Raw genomic sequence first — 17,996 nt, forward strand, 5'->3', positions numbered from 1 at the left:
AACAAATAAAATGAAAAAATACCTAATATATATTCTTTTGATAGCGGCCGGAATTTTCTTGGGTTATCTTTTTTTTAATAATTCTTATTCAACTTCAGAAAATACTCATCAACATTCTGCTGAAGAAAAAAATAAATTATGGACGTGCTCGATGCATCCACAAATTGAATTAGAAGAACCTGGTGATTGCCCTATTTGTGGTATGCAATTGATCCCTAAAGAAAAGTTGGTCAATGAAGTTGGTGAACATCAATTTACAATGACCAAAAATGCGATGGCTTTAGCAAATATTGAAACTACTGTGATAGGAGAAGCTGCTAATGAAGCTGCTTCATTAAATATTTCTGGAAAAATAAAAGTTAATAAAAATGAAACTGCTACACAACCTGCTCATTTTAATGGGCGTATTGACAAGCTTTATGTGAAAACTATTGGAGAAACTGTAAAAACAGGACAGCTAGTTGCTAAAATTTATTCTCCCGAATTAGTGGCAGCGCAACAAGAATTGATTAGTGCTTATAAAAAACGTGAAAGCCAGCCTCGACTCTACCAAGCGGTACATAATAAATTTAAAAATTGGAAAATTCATACGAAACAATTACAAGAAATTGAAAAGAGCGGAAAACCACAAATGCACATGAACATTTTTGTCCATGTCTCTGGGGTTGTCACTTCTATTGAAGTTAAGGAAGGTTCTCACATTATGGATGGCAAACCTATTTTTGAGGTTTCCAATCTTTCTACAGTTTGGGCAGAATTTGATGTTTATGAAAATGAAATTAAGAGTCTAAAGCAAGGACAAAAAATTCAAATAAAAGCAGAAGCTTATCCCGATAAAAACTTTGAAGCCAAAATTAGTTTTATAGATCCTATCCTCAATTCTTCTACCCGAACAGTAACTGTACGCGTAGAATTAGACAACAAGAATAATCTTTTAAAACCGGGAATGTTTGTTATTGCAAATTTAAAAAGTAAAGATGAAAACTCTAAGAATATTACCATTCCAAAATCAGCAGTCATGTGGACGGGAGAACGCTCTTTGGTTTATTTAAAAAGTAATGATAATCCGCCTACATTAGAAATGCGTGAGGTAAAACTTAGTGCTGAACACGGGAAGCAATATACTATTTCAAGCGGCCTTCAAAAGGGAGACGAAATTGTAACCAACGGAACTTTCACGGTCGATGCCGCAGCGCAACTTCAAGGAAAAAAATCGATGATGAACAAAGAAGCACCACTTCAGCTTTCTAAAAAAACTCAACAAGAATTCTCTAACGTGGTAACAAAATACCTTCAATTAAAAGACGCATTGGTTAATGATAAAACCGAAAAGGCACAAAAAGCTTCAAAAGAAAGTTTAGTGTATTTAGAGAACATTCAAATTTCTAATGAAAAAATTTCAACTGAAATACAATCTTTAAAAAATCTTTTTGTGTCAATTGGTCAATCTACTGAAATAGTACAGCAACGAAAAACATTCATTTCACTCTCAGATGAAATGATTAAAATTTTAAAAAAAATATCACAACCTCAACCTTTATATATTCAAAAATGCCCCATGGCAAATAATAATCAAGGAGCCAAATGGTTAAGTTTAGAAAAAGAAATAAAAAATCCTTATTACGGAACTTCTATGTTAACTTGTGGCAGCGTTATTGATATAATAAATTAAATAAGAATTAACTACTCGACGCAATATTTTTTTATTAATTTAGTTAATCATTTACACCAACTATATGAAATAAAGTTACTTTTAAAAGTCGTAACATAATGAACGCTTTATTAGAAAAGACCAAAACCCACTGCCAACAACTTCTTTCAGAAAGTAGATGTAAAGAACTTGCTTTTCATAATTCTCAGCACACTAAAGAAGTATTTAATAGTGCAAAAAAAATTGGTGCTTATGTAAATTTATCAGAAGAAGAGCTAGAAATTGTTCTTTTAGCTGCTTTATTTCACGATACTGGCAATATGGATTGTTTTAAAAATCATGAAAGTGTAAGCGCCCAAAAAGCTTCAGATTATTTAAATGAAATTGGATTTGAGCCTTCTAAAATTGAGAAAGTTATCAAATGTATTTTGGCTACTAAAATGCCACAATCTCCTACCAACATATTAGAAGAAGTTATTTGTGATGCAGATTTGGCACATTTAGGGGAAGAGAGTTTTATTTCTAAAAACGGATTATTGCGTAAAGAATGGAGTGAACATTTAAAAATTTGCTTTAGTAATAAAGAATGGGTAAAATTAAATATCGATTTTTTAGAATGTCATCGTTATTTTACTCCCTACGGAAAAAAACTTCTTCTACCACAAAAGAAAAAAAATTTAAAAATTTTAAAACAACAGTTTTCTGAAATTTATTAAGAGTTTTTTCTCTGATTAAAATGATAACAACCTCATTATGCATATTTTAATCATTGAAGATGAACAAAGTATCGTAGATTTTCTTCAGCAAGGTTTAGAAGAAGAATCTTACGAAGTGAGCTCGTTTACAAACGGAAAAGAAGGATTTCAATACGCTTTACAACAATCTTTTGATTTAATTATTTTAGATTGGATGTTACCTGGATTGCCAGGGATTGAAGTTTGTAAAGAAATTAGAAAAAAAGATTCCACTACTCCAATTATCTTTTTAACGGCAAAAGACACCATTGAAGACACCATTGAAGGTTTACAATCAGGTGCCAATGATTACATAAAAAAACCCTTCCATTTTACTGAATTATTAGAACGTATTAAAGTACAGTTACGTTCAAAAACCGATGGAAACTTTAGTTATCAATTGGGTAAAATTCAGCTTAATCCTTCTACTCATCAAGTTTTTAAAAATGAAAAAGAAATAAAACTTACCCAAAAAGAATTTTCACTTTTAGAATATCTTTTAAAGCATAAAGAGCAGGTTTGTACCCGTAAAAAAATACTTGAAAACGTTTGGGACATTAATTTTGATTATGATTCTGGTGTAATTGATGTTTTTATAAATGCGTTGAGAAAAAAACTACATTTGTCTGCTGAAGAAAATTATATCCAAACTGTAAGGGGTGTTGGCTATATAGCCAAAGAAGAATGAAACTTAACTTTAAAACTAGAATTGCGCTCAACTATTTTTTTGCTACAGGCATTGTGGTTGCATTAGTGTTCGCTATAGTTTTCATCTCTTTAAAAACAACGATTTATGAAAGCTTGGATAGTGATCTTAATTACGAATCTGAAGTTCATTTAGAGGAACTCGATTTAGAAAATATGGTCTTTTCTAACCGCGAAGAGTGGGAAGAACGCGAACATGAAGAAGTGGAAGTAAATCCTGTTTTTGTTCAGATTATCAATTCTGAAGGAAAAATTACCGATAAATCGCCTAATCTCAATGCAGACCGACTTCAATTCTTTCCTGAAAAGGAAGACCACTTGCATTTTAATACCATATTCAATAATCGCTTAATCCGCCAAGTACAAGAACCTGTAAAAGTGGATGGTAAGCTTAGCGGTTATATTATCACCGCCATGTCTTTTGAAGCTTCTCAAAAAATTATCGACCAACTATGGGTTATACTTCTAATTTCCTATCCAATTATAGTGATTGTCCTCTTTTTTATCTCTAGGTTTTTAGCGGGAAGGAGCATTGCCCCTATTAAAGATATTACCCAGATTACGGAGAGAATCAATCAAAATAACCTACAAGAGCGAGTAAACTTACCCGAAAATAAAGATGAATTGTACAACCTTTCGGCATCGATTAATTCTCTTTTAAAAAGAATTGAAGAAGCCTTGGAGCGGGAACGTCAATTTACCTCAGATGCTTCTCACGAGTTGCGAACGCCTTTAGCTGCTTTACGCGGAAATTTAGAAGTACTTATTAGAAAAGTGCGAAATCCGGAAGAGTACGAAAAAAGAATAAAAACTTCTTTACTGGAAATTGACCGACTTTCTGAAATGGTGGAGCAACTTTTATTCTTAGCAAGGTTTAACCATACTTCACAAGAACTTGAACACCTTGACTTGATTATACTTTTAGATGAATCCATTCAACGAAATAAAGAAACCATCAAGTTAAAAAACCTAAAAGTTGAATTTATTAATGAAGCTGAAAGAAGTATAAAAGTTCCCAAATATCACACACAAATTATTGTAGAGAACCTACTTTCCAATGCGATTAAATATTCTGCTGAAGGAGAAAAAATTCAAATTTTAGTAGCAGAAAAAAACACAGAAGCTTTCTTTCAAATCACTAATTACGGAATAACGATTAAGCCCGAAGACCTACAAAAAGTATTCGAACCCTTTTATAGAACACAACAGGTAAAAGACCATAAAATTAATGGCACCGGACTTGGGCTTTCCATTGTAAGAAAAGCAGCTGAAACCATTCAGGCAAGTGTAAATTTATCAACTTCAAATTTAAAAGGAACCACCTTTAAAATTACCTTTAAAAAATCTTCTTCTAAATCTTAAGCGAATCTTAAGGGTATACAAATAAAAGGCTTAAGGTTTCAATTTAGATTTGTTCATTAAATAATGAATAAATTTAAAAAATTAAAAAGGTATACCCTCTTTTTTGCCATAGGTAGTTTATATGTATTGACTTCTTTTTTATTAAGAATTGTTTTTCTTACTTGGGATTTTCATGAAGCACAAACTGATGCTATTTCGATTATTAAATCATTAGTTATAGGGACTTTCTTTGATTTAGGAACACTTTCTTATTTTCTTATTCTCTGGAGTTTTTATTTATTCTTTTTTCCTTCAAAATGGTCAGGAAATATCGTAGATAAAACCGTACAAACAAATTATTTTATTATTGTAAGTGTTAGCTTTTACTTCTCTTTTTTTGCTGAAATAACGTTTTGGGAAGAGTTCCAGCGTCGTTTTAATTTTATTGCTGTAGACTATTTAATCTATACCTATGAGGTAATTCAAAATATTAATGAATCATATCCTCTACCTTTCCTTATTTCGGGAATCATAGCTTTAGAATTATTGACAGTCTGGTTTCTAAAACGCAAAAGAATATTTAAACATACTTTCAAAAGCAATGCTTCTAAAACAACAAAAACTTTTATTTTAGGTGTTAATTTAGTATTGGTTATTGGCTTTGGTTTATTTGTGAATAATGAATCTGCTGAATGGTCGAACAATAGGTATAACAACGAAATTTCTAAAACAGGAATCTATTCTTTCTTTGCTGCTTTTAAGAATAACAACCTAAAATATAAAGAATTTTATTTGAGTATTTCTGATAAGAAAGCTTTTAAAACAGTTCAAGATGAATTAAATATTTCTTCTATCAACAAAACTGCTACTAGTCCCATTTCGAGAACCATAACCAATACTGAACAGGAAATTACCCCTAATATTATTCTGATTTGTATTGAAAGCTTAAGTGCTGATTTTATGAAAGCTTACGGAAACGAAAAAAAACTCACCCCTTTTTTAGATAGCTTACGAACTCAAAGTATTTCTTTTGAGAATTTAAACAGTACAGGGACAAGAACCGTTCGCGGATTGGAAGCTTTAAGCCTATCTATTCCTCCAACGCCAGGAAGGAGCATTGTAAAAAGAGAAAATAATGAACACTTATTTACCGTTGGAGAAGTTTTTAAAAATAAAGGCTATGAAAACACATTTTTCTATGGAGGAGATGGATATTTTGATAACATGAATCATTTTTTCAGCAACAATGGTTTCAATATTGTTGATAGAGGTAGAAAGTTATTAAATATTGATGATATTCTTACTAAGAGAAGATTAATTGAAGATGAAGAGGTGAATTTTGAAAATGCTTGGGGAGTTTCTGATGAAGATCAATACGATAAAGTTTTAAAAGTAACCGATGCTTTGCCAAAAAATCAGCCTTTCTTTCATTTTATTATGACCACTTCCAACCATCGGCCTTACACTTATCCGGAAGGAAAAATTGATATTCCCTCGGGAACAAATAGAAATGGAGCTGTAAAATATACAGATTTTGCCATCAAGCAATTTCTAAAAAAAGCTTCTAAAACAGAATGGTACAAAAACACTGTCTTTGTTATTGTTGCAGATCATTGCGCCAGTAGTGCCGGTAAATGGGAGCTAAATATTAATAATTACCATATTCCTGCCTTTATTTATAATTTCCCCAATAAAAAGCCTTTTCAGGTGAAACAATTAAGCTCACAAATAGATCTTTTACCCAGTCTTTTTGGTTTAATGAATTGGTCTTATGAATCTAATTTTTATGGACAGAATGTGTTTGAAGAAAATTATCAACCAAGAGCTTTTATTGGAAATTACAGAAAATTAGGACTTTTAAAAGATGACCATCTTATAATCCTAAACGATCATAAATCGTTCAACAACTACCAATACGTAGCCTCCAATCATCAACTCTACAAAAAAGATACAGATAGTTTATTATTAAGCTTGGCAATTGCTAATTATCAGACAGCAGACTGGCTATTTAGAAATCAAGGTTTAACTATAAAAATAAAAAATGAAAAAAATTAATATTCATTTTATAGTGAACCCTTCTGCAGGAAAAGGTTTTCCGAAAAATTTAAATAAAAAAATAGCGAATGCTTTTCAATCTCATCAATACCACATACAGCTAAAAGAGACCAAATATAAATTACATGCCAAAGAATTAACAATAGAATCTATGGCACAAAATGCCAATATTATTGTTGCTTGTGGTGGCGATAGAACCATAAATGAAGTAGCTAGTTGTCTCGTCAATTCATCTATAAAACTTGGTATAATCCCAATAGGTTCAGGCCACGGACTAGCACGAAACTTATGTATTTCTAAAAATATAGAATCCAGTATTTCTTGTATTAAAAATGGTGACTTTCTTGCTATAGATGTAGGTAAAATTAATGAAGAATATTTTTTCAGTAATTTAGGCTTAGGCTTCGATGCACAAGTAATTCATAATTATCAAAAAATTAATCAATACCCTTTTTACTCCTATTTAAAAGCAGTTTTTAAAACCTTTACCACAAATAACAACTCTTCTGTTTTTAAAATTCAAAACAAAAAAGAAACGTTTTCAGTAAAACCATTTTTGTTATTCATTACCAGCTCCAATCAAATGGGTTATCACCTCTCCTTACACAAAAGAGCTTCACTCACCGATGGTCAACTCGATTTAATCAGTATTCCTAGCATTTCATTGATAGAAAAATTATATCTCGGTTTGCTTTTATTAATTGGAAAAACTGATTATTTCAATAAAAAAAACCATCTCCCATTTACCCAATTAACCATTAAAAGGAATGATCATAAAGAATGGAAGTATCAAAAAGATGGTGAAAAATATTTCTTAACAGGCAATGAATGTCAAATAAAAATAGTTTCCAAATCACTTCAAGTGATCTGTCCCACTTAAATCTTAAGCGAATCTTAAGAATAGAAAAACTCAATTTATTTTCTATTTAATTATTTTTAAACAAAAAAGATGAAAAAGAATATTCTCCTTTTAGCACTATTGCTTTTTAGCACCATAGGTTTTTCTCAAGATTGGAAATTAGATTTTAACGAGGCTAAAACAATGGCTAGTGAAAAAGACCAACCTATAATTTTGGTTTTTCAAGGATCTGATTGGTGTGCGCCTTGTATAAAATTAGACCGAAATATTTGGTGTTCAGATGAATTTAAAAACTACGCAAAAGATCATTTTGTCATGCTACAAGCAGACTTCCCTAAAAGAAGCAAAAACGCTTTACCGGAAGAACAACAAGAGAAAAACAACAAATTAGCAGAAAAGTATAATCCAAATGGTTACTTTCCCTTTGTAGTTATTCTAGATCAAGACGGAAAAGTTTTAGGACAAACCAGCTACAAAAACATGAGTCCGAAAGAATATATTGCCCACCTAAATTCGTTCATTTATTAATTTGAAAAAGTTTATTTTTTTTACATCACTAATAGTTAGTATTCAGGGGTTTTCCCAGAATATAGTTAAACGTACCCTAAAACTAATGGGCAGCCGTTTTGATATTACGGTGGTTGCCCAAGATTCTGTGGAAGCCAATACATATATTGACTTAGCAGTTGATGAAATTTCAAGAATAGAAAAACTCATTTCTTCTTGGGATCCCAATTCACAAACCTCAGCTATCAACAAAAATGCAGGAATAAAAGCGGTAAAAGTAGATTCAGAATTAATTCAATTAATAGAGCGTGCAAAAGGAATTTCCAAATTAACTGATGGAGCTTTCGACATTAGCTATGCTTCGATGGATAAGATCTGGAAATTTGACGGAACGATGAAGCAAATGCCGCCTGCTGAAGAAATTAAAAACTCTGTAAGTAAAGTTGGTTATCAAAATATTTTGGTAGATAAAGATAGATCGACTGTTTTTCTAAAATTAAAGGGAATGAAAATTGGTTTTGGAGGCATTGGAAAAGGATATGCCGCAGATAAAGCCAAAGAATTATTAATAAGCAAAGGAGTCCCTGCCGGAATTATCAACGCCTCTGGCGATATGAATACTTGGGGAAAACAACCCAATGGAAGCGATTGGAAAGTAGCCATTACCAACCCGATGGATAAAAACAAAGCTTTTGCTCTCTTGCCTATTCAAAATGAAGCGGTAGTCACTTCAGGTAACTATGAAAAATACGTGAACTTTAACGGAAAAAGATATACGCACATTATCGATCCAAGAACGGGTTATCCTTCCAGCGGAATTATAAGTGTGACTGTTTTTGCTCCAAAAGCGGAACTGGCAGATGCCTTAGCAACTTCAGTTTTTGTTATGGGAAAAGAAGTTGGTCTTAACAGAATCAACCAGCTTCCTAATATTGAATGCATTCTGATAGACGATCAAGGAAATATTTTCACCTCCAACAATATTGAAATTAATACTAAATGAAAAAAATAATAGCCATAATCATTCTTATTGCCGGAGCTAGTTCTTGTACGGTAGTAAAAGAATATGAAAAAGTTTACCTAAACGATCCGCAAATGTTGTTAAGCACTACAAAAAAATCAGATCGTTTTGAAACTAATTTCCAAGCTTATCGTGAAGCAGCTGCAGGAGCTAACGGAGGAAAAACAGGCGGTGGCTGTGGATGTAATTAAAACTTATATGAAAAATATTTTTGTAATTATATTGTTGCTAAGTGGTTTTATTTCAAAAGCTCAGCAAGCTTCAGATTCTACTCAGACCTACAAAAAAAGAGTTTTAGAAACTACCGAAGTAGATTTTTTGGCGAGTTACTACACGCAAGATGGTAATAATGCTGCCGTTTCTGGAGGTATTGGTACCGAAAAACTAACCGATGTAACTCCTACCATTGTCGTTTCTATTCCATTAAACGATGATGATGTATTAACCATAGATGGTGGAGTATCTGCTTATACCTCTGCCTCTTCCAGCAATATAAATCCGTTTGACGGAAATCAATCTGCAGATCCTTTTGTAGAAAGTTCTGGTGCTTCCTCGGGAGATGTATGGACTAATCTTACGGGAACTTACACTCATAATTCTGATGACAGAAATACAATTTGGAGCGCGAAACTTTTGGTTTCTTCTGAATATGATTATTTCTCACTTGGTTTTGGCGGAAGCTATACCAAATTATTCAACGAAAAAAATACGGAAATCTCTATAAATGCAAATGTATATTTAGATACTTGGAATTCTATTTACCCTTATGAACTAAGACCATTTTCAGAAGACGGTAATGGATTAAACAACAATTTATTTTCGCAATATAGCATTACGGGAAATCAAAATTACAATCCTAATTTCACCAAATTTGATGATGAAAGTAGAAACTCTTATTCACTTGGTTTAAGTTTTTCTCAGATTCTATCAAAACGGGCTCAAGGAAGTTTAATGCTAGATTTAGTTCAGCAAGAAGGTTTGCTTTCAACACCTTTTCAACGAGTGTATTTTGCCGATGTAGAAGATTCGTTTATACAAAATTTTCAACTGGCAGATGCCAATGAAATTTTACCTGATACCCGTTTTAAAATTGCTTTGGGTGGAAGGTTAAATTATTACCTCAACGAAACTTTTGTGCTAAGAACCTATTATAGATTCTACACCGATAATTGGGGCATTAATTCACACACTACAAAAATTGAATTGCCCACAAAAATAAGTAGCAAATTTACACTCATCCCATCCTACCGGTTTTACTCACAATCGACAGCCGATTATTTTGCTCCTTACGAGCAGCATCTATCTACCGATGAATATTATACCTCCGATTACGATTTATCAAAATTTAATGCCAATCAGTATGGCTTAGGAGTAATTTATACCGATATTTTTACTGGATTCCACCTTTGGAAGTTAGCCTTAAAAAGCATCGATTTAAATTATCATTATTATGAAAGAAACACAGGATTGAATGCCAGCATCATTTCAGGAGGTTTTAATTTTATAGTGTACTAGAAGCAACAAAAACAATTCTAAAAAAATAAAAAATGGCTTCAAAAAGAAAAATCTTTAACACTATCATAATTATCTTAATTGCTGTCTTTATTATGGCACAGTTTTTTGGTCCAGATGAAAACACTTACCAACAAGTTCCCAATACAGATATTGCAAAAGTTGAAAATGTTTCTTCTGAAGTTATGAATATTCTAAAAACTTCTTGTTACGATTGCCATTCCAATAACACAACATATCCTTGGTATGACAAAATAACTCCCGTCAACTAGTATTTAGCTGAACATTTAGAAGATGGAAAACGCCATTTAAATTATTCTGAATGGGGATACCTGTCACAAAAATGGAAGAATCATAAAATGGAAGAAACCGAAGAAATGATTGAAAAAGGAGAAATGCCTTTACGTTCATACCTATGGTTACACAATGATGCTAAACTATCTGAAGCACAAACAAAAATACTTACAAATTGGGTAAAAGATTACCTTAGTAAATCAAAAAACTAAAGTTTATCCATCAGCTTTTAGATTTTTTATATCTTTGAGAAAATGAAAATCTTACTTACCATATTATCTATCTATATTTTAGGGCTCAATTTTATCCCTTGTGAAGATAGTATTACAGATATACAAGAACCTACTTTAGCGCAAGCAACGACTTCTCAAGATCACGAAAATCATCAACATTCAGAAGATTTTTGCTCTCCTTTTTGCCAGTGCCACTGTTGTCATATTCATGTTATCGATTTTCATTTCACTGAATTTCAAACCATTGCTCAAAAAATTTCTACACAAAATTTTATTCCTTTTGAAAATTTAGGACAAGAGATTCATAATCGTATTCTACAACCTCCAAGAAACGCATAATTTCAGTTTTCACTGAAATCTACCTCATTTGAAGCAATTTTTCTAAGCCTAATTTTTAACACTCAAATTAGTAAAGTGTTTTTTGTTTTTGGAAAAACCATTGCTTCCCTCAACCTATTATAATATTAAAATTTCTGTAAGATTTAGTCTCTCTTATATTACTACACTGAGCGGAGTTGAAGTGTTGTTTAGTGAGCTTATTAGAGTATTCAAATAATTATTTGATATTCTAAAAATTCATACAAGAATAAAAAAATAACATATTTATGATTAATAAAATCATTGATTTTTCCATTCGGAATAAAATGATCATTGGTTTACTAATGATCGCCTGGATTGGCTTTGGTGTTTGGAGCATGCTACAAGTTCCCATAGATGCCAATCCAGACATTACCAATAATCAAGTACAAGTCATTACCCAAGCGCCAAATTTAGGGACTGAAGACATAGAACAGTTTGTAACCTTACCCGTAGAAATGCTTATGAGCAACCTACCACAGGTAAAAGAAATTAGATCTATTTCTCGTTTTGGACTCTCCGTAGTCACTATTGTTTTTGAAGACGAAGCCGGTAACTACTTGCCGCGACAACTGGTTTCAGAAAAATTAATTGAAGTTCAAGAAGTAATTCCTGAAGGTTTCGGAAAGCCTGCAATGGGACCAATATCTACCGGGCTTGGAGAAATTTACCAGTACACGCTAGAAGTTGAAAAAAATTATAAAAACGAATATTCCAGCACCGATTTACGTGGTTATCAAGATTGGATAATACGTCGACAAATGGCACTAGTGCCTGGTGTGGTAGAAGTGAATGCTTTTGGTGGAAAAATAAAACAATATGAAGTTGCCGTAAAACCCGAAGAACTTAAAGCGATAGGTATTAGTGTTGCTGAGGTTTTTTCTGCTTTACAGCAAAATAATCAAAACACGGGTGGTGCTTATATCGAAAAAAATCATCAAGCTAATTTCATTCGAGGTGAAGGCTTGGCGAGAAACCTAGATGACATTCGCCAAATGGTCATAAAAAATGATAATGGTATTCCTATTAAAATTAAAGACGTTGCAGAAGTTAACATAGGTAATGCAGTTCGTTATGGAGCTTTAACCAAAAACGGCGAAGGTGAAGCTGTTGGTGGAATGATTTTAATGCTGAAAGGCGCAAACTCTAACGAAGTGATTAACCGTGTAAAAGAGCGGATGCAGCAAATTGAAAAATCGCTTCCCGAAGGAGTTCACATCAAATCCTTTTTAGATCGAAGCGATCTTATTGCCAACACCACAGGAACTATCAAAAACAATCTGTTAGAAGGCGGGCTTATTGTCATTTTCATTTTAGTGCTATTGCTTGGCAATTGGCGTGGTGGCTTAATTGTAGCATCTACTATACCACTAGCTTTATTGTTTGCTTTTATTTTGATGAATGTCTTTGATGTTTGGGCTAACTTAATGAGTTTAGGAGCTATTGACTTCGGTATAATTGTAGACGGATCTGTTATTATTGTGGAAAGTACTGTCTTTTTTCTTTACGCTTATGTGAAGAAAAAGCAAGTTGAAATCACAACAGAAAACAGAGATAAAATCACAGCGAAAGCTTCTAAAAAAATGATGAATTCGGCCTTTTTTGGTCAGCTTATCATTATGATTGTTTTTATTCCCATTTTGGCCTTAGAAGGTGTAGAAGGTAAAATGTTTCGCCCCATGGCATTGACTTTTATTTTCGCTATGGTTGGAGCCATGATTCTTTGCCTCACTTACGTTCCTATGATTTCGGCTTTGTTTATTAAAGTTCCGAAAAAATCAAAATCGACTTGGGGAGATCAATTTGTATGTTGGGTAGAACGCAATTATGAAAAAATACTTCAAAAAAGTCTTTCCAAAGGAAAATTAATCATTGGTTTTGCTATAGTACTTCTTACGTTAGCCATTTTTACCTTTAGCAAGATGGGAGGTGAATTTATACCACAACTCGATGAAGGTGATATTGCCTTTCACGTCATTTTAAAACCAGGCAGTTCGTTAACTGAGATGATTGCGACCACTACAAAAGTTGAAAAAATTATTAAAAGTAATTATCCAGAAGTGAAGTCGGTAATTAGTAGAATTGGTGTTGCCGATGTTCCCACAGACCCTATGCCTATGGATCTTGCCGATACTTTTATTATTCTGAAACCTAAATCAGAATGGACTTCTGCGAAGACCAAAGAAGAACTTATCGCTAAAATTAAAAAAGACATTAGCATAATTCCAGGTGTTTCTTATGAATTCACCCAACCTATTGAGATGCGTTTTAACGAATTACTTTCTGGTGTACGAGAAGACGTGGCGATTAAACTTTTTGGAGAAGACTTACAAGTGCTAGCAGATAAAGCAAAAGAAATAGGAAAACTGATTGCTAATATTGATGGGGTTGCCGATATGAAAGTTGAAGCTACTACTGGTTTGCCACAAATTACTGTTAATTACAACAGAAATAAGTTGGCGCAATATGGTTTGCAAATTAGTAGCTTAAATACATTAATCCAAACGGCTTTTGCGGGTAGAAAAGCGGGGGTTATTTTTGAAGGTGAAAAACGCTATGATTTGGTCGTACGCTTAGCAGAAGCAGAACGTCAAAATATTCAGCATTTAGAAAACTTGTATGTAGATCTACCTAACGGAAATCAAATTCCGCTTCGCGAAGTTGCTAACATTAGTTACCAGACTGGACCTATGCAGATTAGTCGAGACAATACAAACCGGCGCACATATGTAGGTATAAATATTAGAAATAGAGATGTTCAATCGGTCGTCAAAGATATTCAGCAAAAATTAGACAAAGAATTTGATTTACCTTCGGGTTATTATATTCGGTATGGTGGTGCTTTTGAAAATTTTGAACGCGCTAATAAACGTTTACAAACCGTCGTCCCTATAGCTTTAATTTTAATTTTCATCTTAATTTACTTCGCCTTAAAATCATTTTCAGAAACGTTAATGATTTACCTTTCTATTCCTATGGCTACTATAGGCGGTATTTTTGCACTTTGGCTAAGAGATATGCCATTTAGTATATCTGCAGGCGTTGGTTTTATTGTACTTTTTGGCGTTGCCGTACTTAATGGCTTAGTATTGATTAACGGTTTAAATGAATTAAAAGAAGAAGGTGAAACCAATGTGAGAAATCGAATTTTAAAAGGAACTAAACGTCGCGTTCGCCCAATTATGCTCACAGCATTTACCGATGTATTAGGGTTTTTACCCATGGCAATTTCTTCTTCATCTGGAGCCGAAGTACAACGTCCCTTAGCCACTGTAGTAATTGGTGGTTTAATCACTTCTACCCTACTTACACTTTTTATTATTCCTATTCTTTATCAGTGGATTGAGACCAGAAAAAAACGAAAATTAACTTCACTCCAAACCACTGCTATTGCTGGAGTCTTTATGTTTTTTCTTGTTCCGTTTCAAGGCAATGCTCAAGAAAAAACGTTTTCTGAAATCGGGATAAATCAAGCTGTTAAAATCGCTAAAGAAAATTATCCGTTACTAAAAAACAAACGATTAGAAATTAATCAGCAACAAGCTCAAAAAGCAAAAGTTTGGGATTTAGGAACCACAAAAATCTTCACAAGCGGTGAAGAAATTAATAATAATAAAGGAGTCTATACTTGGATTAATGTTGGTCAGCAAAACATCGATATATTTGGGATTGCTGCTAAAAATAAACAACTTAAAGCTGAAGTAAAATTAGCAGAAAAAGCATTAACCCTTTCTCTTCTTGAAGTAGAACGAGAAGTAAAAATAGCTTGGACTAAAGCTTATAGCGCAAAACAAAAGTTTAAGCTTTACCAACGTTTAGATTCAATTTACACTAAATTTAAAACTGCGGTAAAATTAAATTTAGAAGTGGAAGCCATTTCTAAACTCGAATTTTCTTATGCTAAAAATCAAGCTTTACAAATTGCCTTAAAAAAAGAACAAGCAAAAGATGATTATTTCATCGAATTACAAAAACTAAATTTATGGTTAACTAATGATCACATTTTTGAGGTCAGCGATAATATTTTGCTTGAAGAGGAAACGCTAATCACCGAGCAATCGATAGAAAACCATCCAGCGTTTCAAGTGGCCCAGCAACAATTAGCAACTTCCGAAGCAAATTATCACGCTGCAAAAGCAGATTTATTACCTAAGTTTAATATTCAATACGGAATACAAGAAGTGCAAAATCAAAGCGGTTTTTATACTTATCAAGCGGGCATTTCGCTTCCTTTATTTTCTGGAGATGAAAAAACTCGGGTAAAAACTACAAAAATTCAGCAGCAAGTAGCACAGAATAAAGCAGATTTTCTTCAGCAACAGTTAAAAACCCAATATCAGCAAAGTCTGCGAAATTTCATGAAATGGAAAAAATCAAAAAATTTCTACCTAAACGAAGCACTTCCTTTGGTAAAAGAACAACAAAACGGAGCTTTATTGGCTTACCGCGAAGGAGCCATAGATTACACCACTTTCACGCAAATGCTTACTAATGCTATCGAAACCGAACTCAATGCTATAGAAGCGATAAACAATTATCTAAATGCCAAATTCGATTTAACCTATTTTAATTATGAATAATATCTCTAACTCACTACAAATGAAATTTATCAGCTCTATATGTTGCGTTTTATTTTTAATTTCCTGTGGAAATAATTCCGCAGAAGAAAAAGAAAATTCAACTAAAGAAAATACTGAAAAACACAAAGAAGAAGGCATTCATCTTTCTTTTAAACAAGCCGAAATTTTAGGTTTAAAAATAGACACACTCTCCAAGCGAACTATGGGTGGTTTTGTAGAAGCTAATGGAAGATTAGAAGTGCCACCACAAAACGAAGCCACGGTAACTACTAGTGTTGGCGCAAACGTTGTGAAAATTGAAGTGATTGAAGGCGAAGAAGTTGAACAAGGACAGGTAATTGCCTATTTATCACATCCTAATATTATTCAATTACAATCTAATTATTTAGAAGCCTTTCATCAACTGAAATATTTAGAAAAAGAATACCAACGCCAAAAAAAACTATATGAAGGTGGTGTAGGTTCTGGGATGAATTTTCAAAAAGCAGAGGCTGAATACAAAGCTAAGAAAGGAATGCTGAGCGGATCAAAATCTAAATTAAAACTTTTAAATATTAGCCTAAAAAATCTTGAACAAGGAAATATTCAAGAACGTGTCGCATTATGCAGTCCCATTGAAGGAGCTGTACAAAAAGTAGAAGTGAAAACAGGGCAATACGTTCAACCTCAAACCGATTTATTTGAAATTATAAACACGCACCATGTTCACGCAGATTTAATGGTTTATGAAAAAGACGTTTATAAAATTGAAAAAGGACAAAAAATAAAATTCACCATTCAATCATTACCAGGTTCAGAACTTACGGCTCAGATTTATTCAATTAGTAAAACCTTTGAAGATAATCCGAAAGCAGTTCATGTTCATGCCGAAATTGAAAATAAAAAAGGAAATCTTATTCCAGGAATGTATATTCAAGGTCGGATTCTAACTGATAATTCAGAAACTACCGCAATTTCTGAAAGTGCGATAATAACAAAGGGGAATCGTTTCTATATCTATAAAACTGAAAAAAACAAAAACGAATGGAATTTTATACCCGTTGAAGTAAAAACCGGAAAAACTGATGGTGCATGGACAGCCATTCAGTTACTCGAAAAGCAACCTTCAAAAACTTTGTTTGCTTATAATAATGCTTATTATATACAAGCCGAAGCAGAAAAAGGTGAAGGCGGCGGGCATCATCATTAATTTAGCTGGGAGGTTTTAGGTATTATTTTTTAGGAGATTATGAGTTTGTTAGGTTTAGAGGTGATGATTTTTTAGAAAAATTCCGTCACCCTAAACTTGATTTAAGGTCTCATTATTACTTTTCATTTTTTAAAATGAGACTCTGAAATAAATTCAGAATAATCTCAACGCAAAAATCACAAAAGCCACTTTTCTTATAAATGAAGGTTGCTTTTAAGCCTAGTTGAAAAAGAGTCAATAGCCTACCTTATTATCATTTCTTTACTTATTTTTGAAACCAAATTCATTTTTCAATGCGCATATTTGTTTTAGGCACGGGACGTTGTGGTTCTTATAGTTTTATAGAAGCTTGTAAATATATGACCAATTACAGCTGTGGTCACGAAACACGTTCACAACAATTAGGAGCAGCGCGTTTTGATTATCCTAATGATCATATTGAAGCTGATAATAGATTAAGCTGGCATTTGGGTGAAATGAACCAAAAATTTACCGATCAAGTTTTTTATGTACACCTCAAAAGAGATCGAGATAAAACTGCCAAAAGTTTTAGTAAGCGCTTTTTGAAAAAGAAAAGTATGGTAGATGCGTATTCTGGTGGAATAAAAATGAATCCGCCAGAAACGTTAAACAAAGAAGAGCAACTGCAGCTTTGTTATGATTATGTAGATACGGTAACCGCAAATATAGATTTGTTTTTAAAGCATCAGCCAAAACAACTTACCATTCAACTTGCAACAATAAAAGAAGATTTTAAAATTTTCTGGAATCAGATTAATGCTGAAGGAGATCTAAAAGCTGCGTTAGCTAGTTTCGATAAACGACATAATACGGCCAAAGAGCATGAAAAATCAAACTTTGTTTATCATCTAAAATTATTTGTACTTCGGCAAAAAAGAAGGCTGTTAGCTTAATTGGTTATTCGTCTTGCTAAATTTGATTCAGCATGATATAAAAC

General features: G+C 32.8%; 14 protein-coding genes and 1 pseudogene. All 15 read left to right on the top strand.

Annotated elements, in window-relative coordinates:
• Window positions 1-10: 10 nt before the first annotated feature.
• The 15 genes and pseudogenes from KW502_RS04850 to KW502_RS04925 all read left to right on the top strand — a co-directional run bounded on the left by KW502_RS04850 (window position 11) and on the right by KW502_RS04925 (window position 17,952).
• The gene (locus tag KW502_RS04850) at window positions 11-1,672 is read left to right on the top strand and encodes an efflux RND transporter periplasmic adaptor subunit (protein ID WP_219039406.1); all 1,662 of its coding nucleotides are present in this window, start codon (window positions 11-13) and stop codon (window positions 1,670-1,672) included.
• 98 nt (window positions 1,673-1,770) lie between these two features.
• Window positions 1,771-2,367, top strand: coding sequence for an HD domain-containing protein (locus KW502_RS04855; protein ID WP_219039407.1), 597 nt, complete (start codon window positions 1,771-1,773; stop codon window positions 2,365-2,367).
• Between the two features lie 37 nt (window positions 2,368-2,404).
• The gene (locus KW502_RS04860; RefSeq protein ID WP_219039408.1) at window positions 2,405-3,073 is read left to right on the top strand and encodes a response regulator transcription factor; all 669 of its coding nucleotides are present in this window, start codon (window positions 2,405-2,407) and stop codon (window positions 3,071-3,073) included.
• A complete protein-coding gene (locus KW502_RS04865; protein ID WP_219039409.1) occupies window positions 3,070-4,452 on the top strand; it encodes a sensor histidine kinase in 1,383 nt (460 codons plus the stop codon). Before KW502_RS04860 ends, KW502_RS04865 begins: the two co-directional genes overlap by 4 nt.
• A 63-nt stretch (window positions 4,453-4,515) precedes the next feature.
• Entirely contained in the window at window positions 4,516-6,486 is a 1,971-nt protein-coding gene (locus tag KW502_RS04870; RefSeq protein ID WP_219039410.1) for an LTA synthase family protein, read from the top strand.
• Window positions 6,473-7,366 carry a diacylglycerol/lipid kinase family protein gene (locus KW502_RS04875; RefSeq protein WP_219039411.1) on the top strand — a complete coding sequence of 298 codons (894 nt, stop codon included), beginning with the start codon at window positions 6,473-6,475 and terminating at the stop codon, window positions 7,364-7,366. Before KW502_RS04870 ends, KW502_RS04875 begins: the two co-directional genes overlap by 14 nt.
• Window positions 7,367-7,435: 69 nt before the next feature.
• Complete coding sequence (locus KW502_RS04880) at window positions 7,436-7,873, top strand: thioredoxin family protein (RefSeq protein WP_219039412.1); 438 nt, start codon at window positions 7,436-7,438, stop codon at window positions 7,871-7,873.
• A 1-nt stretch (window position 7,874) separates the two neighbouring features.
• Complete coding sequence (locus tag KW502_RS04885; RefSeq protein WP_255554091.1) at window positions 7,875-8,855, top strand: FAD:protein FMN transferase; 981 nt, start codon at window positions 7,875-7,877, stop codon at window positions 8,853-8,855.
• Entirely contained in the window at window positions 8,852-9,064 is a 213-nt protein-coding gene (locus KW502_RS04890) for a DUF4266 domain-containing protein (RefSeq protein WP_150545971.1), read from the top strand. Before KW502_RS04885 ends, KW502_RS04890 begins: the two co-directional genes overlap by 4 nt.
• Window positions 9,065-9,071: 7 nt before the next feature.
• On the top strand, window positions 9,072-10,388 hold the full coding sequence (locus tag KW502_RS04895) for a DUF3570 domain-containing protein (RefSeq protein ID WP_219039414.1): 1,317 nt from the start codon (window positions 9,072-9,074) through the stop codon (window positions 10,386-10,388).
• 92 nt (window positions 10,389-10,480) lie between these two features.
• A pseudogene (locus KW502_RS15365) lies at window positions 10,481-10,891 on the top strand (heme-binding domain-containing protein).
• 42 nt (window positions 10,892-10,933) lie between these two features.
• The gene (locus KW502_RS04910; protein WP_219039416.1) at window positions 10,934-11,251 is read left to right on the top strand and encodes a DUF6660 family protein; all 318 of its coding nucleotides are present in this window, start codon (window positions 10,934-10,936) and stop codon (window positions 11,249-11,251) included.
• A gap of 266 nt (window positions 11,252-11,517) precedes the next feature.
• Entirely contained in the window at window positions 11,518-15,849 is a 4,332-nt protein-coding gene (locus KW502_RS04915; RefSeq protein WP_219039417.1) for a CusA/CzcA family heavy metal efflux RND transporter, read from the top strand.
• A 19-nt stretch (window positions 15,850-15,868) separates the two neighbouring features.
• Window positions 15,869-17,038, top strand: a complete 1,170-nt coding sequence (locus tag KW502_RS04920; protein WP_255554096.1) for an efflux RND transporter periplasmic adaptor subunit — start codon at window positions 15,869-15,871, stop codon at window positions 17,036-17,038.
• A 293-nt stretch (window positions 17,039-17,331) separates the two neighbouring features.
• The gene (locus KW502_RS04925; protein WP_219039419.1) at window positions 17,332-17,952 is read left to right on the top strand and encodes a hypothetical protein; all 621 of its coding nucleotides are present in this window, start codon (window positions 17,332-17,334) and stop codon (window positions 17,950-17,952) included.
• Window positions 17,953-17,996 lie beyond the last annotated feature (44 nt).

The organism is Mesonia aestuariivivens, from assembly GCF_019311235.1.
GTDB classification, from domain to species: Bacteria; Bacteroidota; Bacteroidia; order Flavobacteriales; family Flavobacteriaceae; genus Mesonia; species Mesonia aestuariivivens.

Bases quoted from the DNA above. Each gene is read 5' to 3' on its own strand.
- KW502_RS04850 (WP_219039406.1), top strand. From the start codon at position 11: ATGAAAAAATACCTAATATATATTCTTTTGATAGCGGCCGGAATTTTC.
- KW502_RS04855 (WP_219039407.1), top strand. From the start codon at position 1,771: ATGAACGCTTTATTAGAAAAGACCAAAACCCACTGCCAACAACTTCTT.
- KW502_RS04860 (WP_219039408.1), top strand. From the start codon at position 2,405: ATGCATATTTTAATCATTGAAGATGAACAAAGTATCGTAGATTTTCTT.
- KW502_RS04865 (WP_219039409.1), top strand. From the start codon at position 3,070: ATGAAACTTAACTTTAAAACTAGAATTGCGCTCAACTATTTTTTTGCT.
- KW502_RS04870 (WP_219039410.1), top strand. From the start codon at position 4,516: ATGAATAAATTTAAAAAATTAAAAAGGTATACCCTCTTTTTTGCCATA.
- KW502_RS04875 (WP_219039411.1), top strand. From the start codon at position 6,473: ATGAAAAAAATTAATATTCATTTTATAGTGAACCCTTCTGCAGGAAAA.
- KW502_RS04880 (WP_219039412.1), top strand. From the start codon at position 7,436: ATGAAAAAGAATATTCTCCTTTTAGCACTATTGCTTTTTAGCACCATA.
- KW502_RS04890 (WP_150545971.1), top strand. From the start codon at position 8,852: ATGAAAAAAATAATAGCCATAATCATTCTTATTGCCGGAGCTAGTTCT.
- KW502_RS04895 (WP_219039414.1), top strand. From the start codon at position 9,072: ATGAAAAATATTTTTGTAATTATATTGTTGCTAAGTGGTTTTATTTCA.
- KW502_RS04910 (WP_219039416.1), top strand. From the start codon at position 10,934: ATGAAAATCTTACTTACCATATTATCTATCTATATTTTAGGGCTCAAT.
- KW502_RS04915 (WP_219039417.1), top strand. From the start codon at position 11,518: ATGATTAATAAAATCATTGATTTTTCCATTCGGAATAAAATGATCATT.
- KW502_RS04920 (WP_255554096.1), top strand. From the start codon at position 15,869: ATGAAATTTATCAGCTCTATATGTTGCGTTTTATTTTTAATTTCCTGT.
- KW502_RS04925 (WP_219039419.1), top strand. From the start codon at position 17,332: ATGCGCATATTTGTTTTAGGCACGGGACGTTGTGGTTCTTATAGTTTT.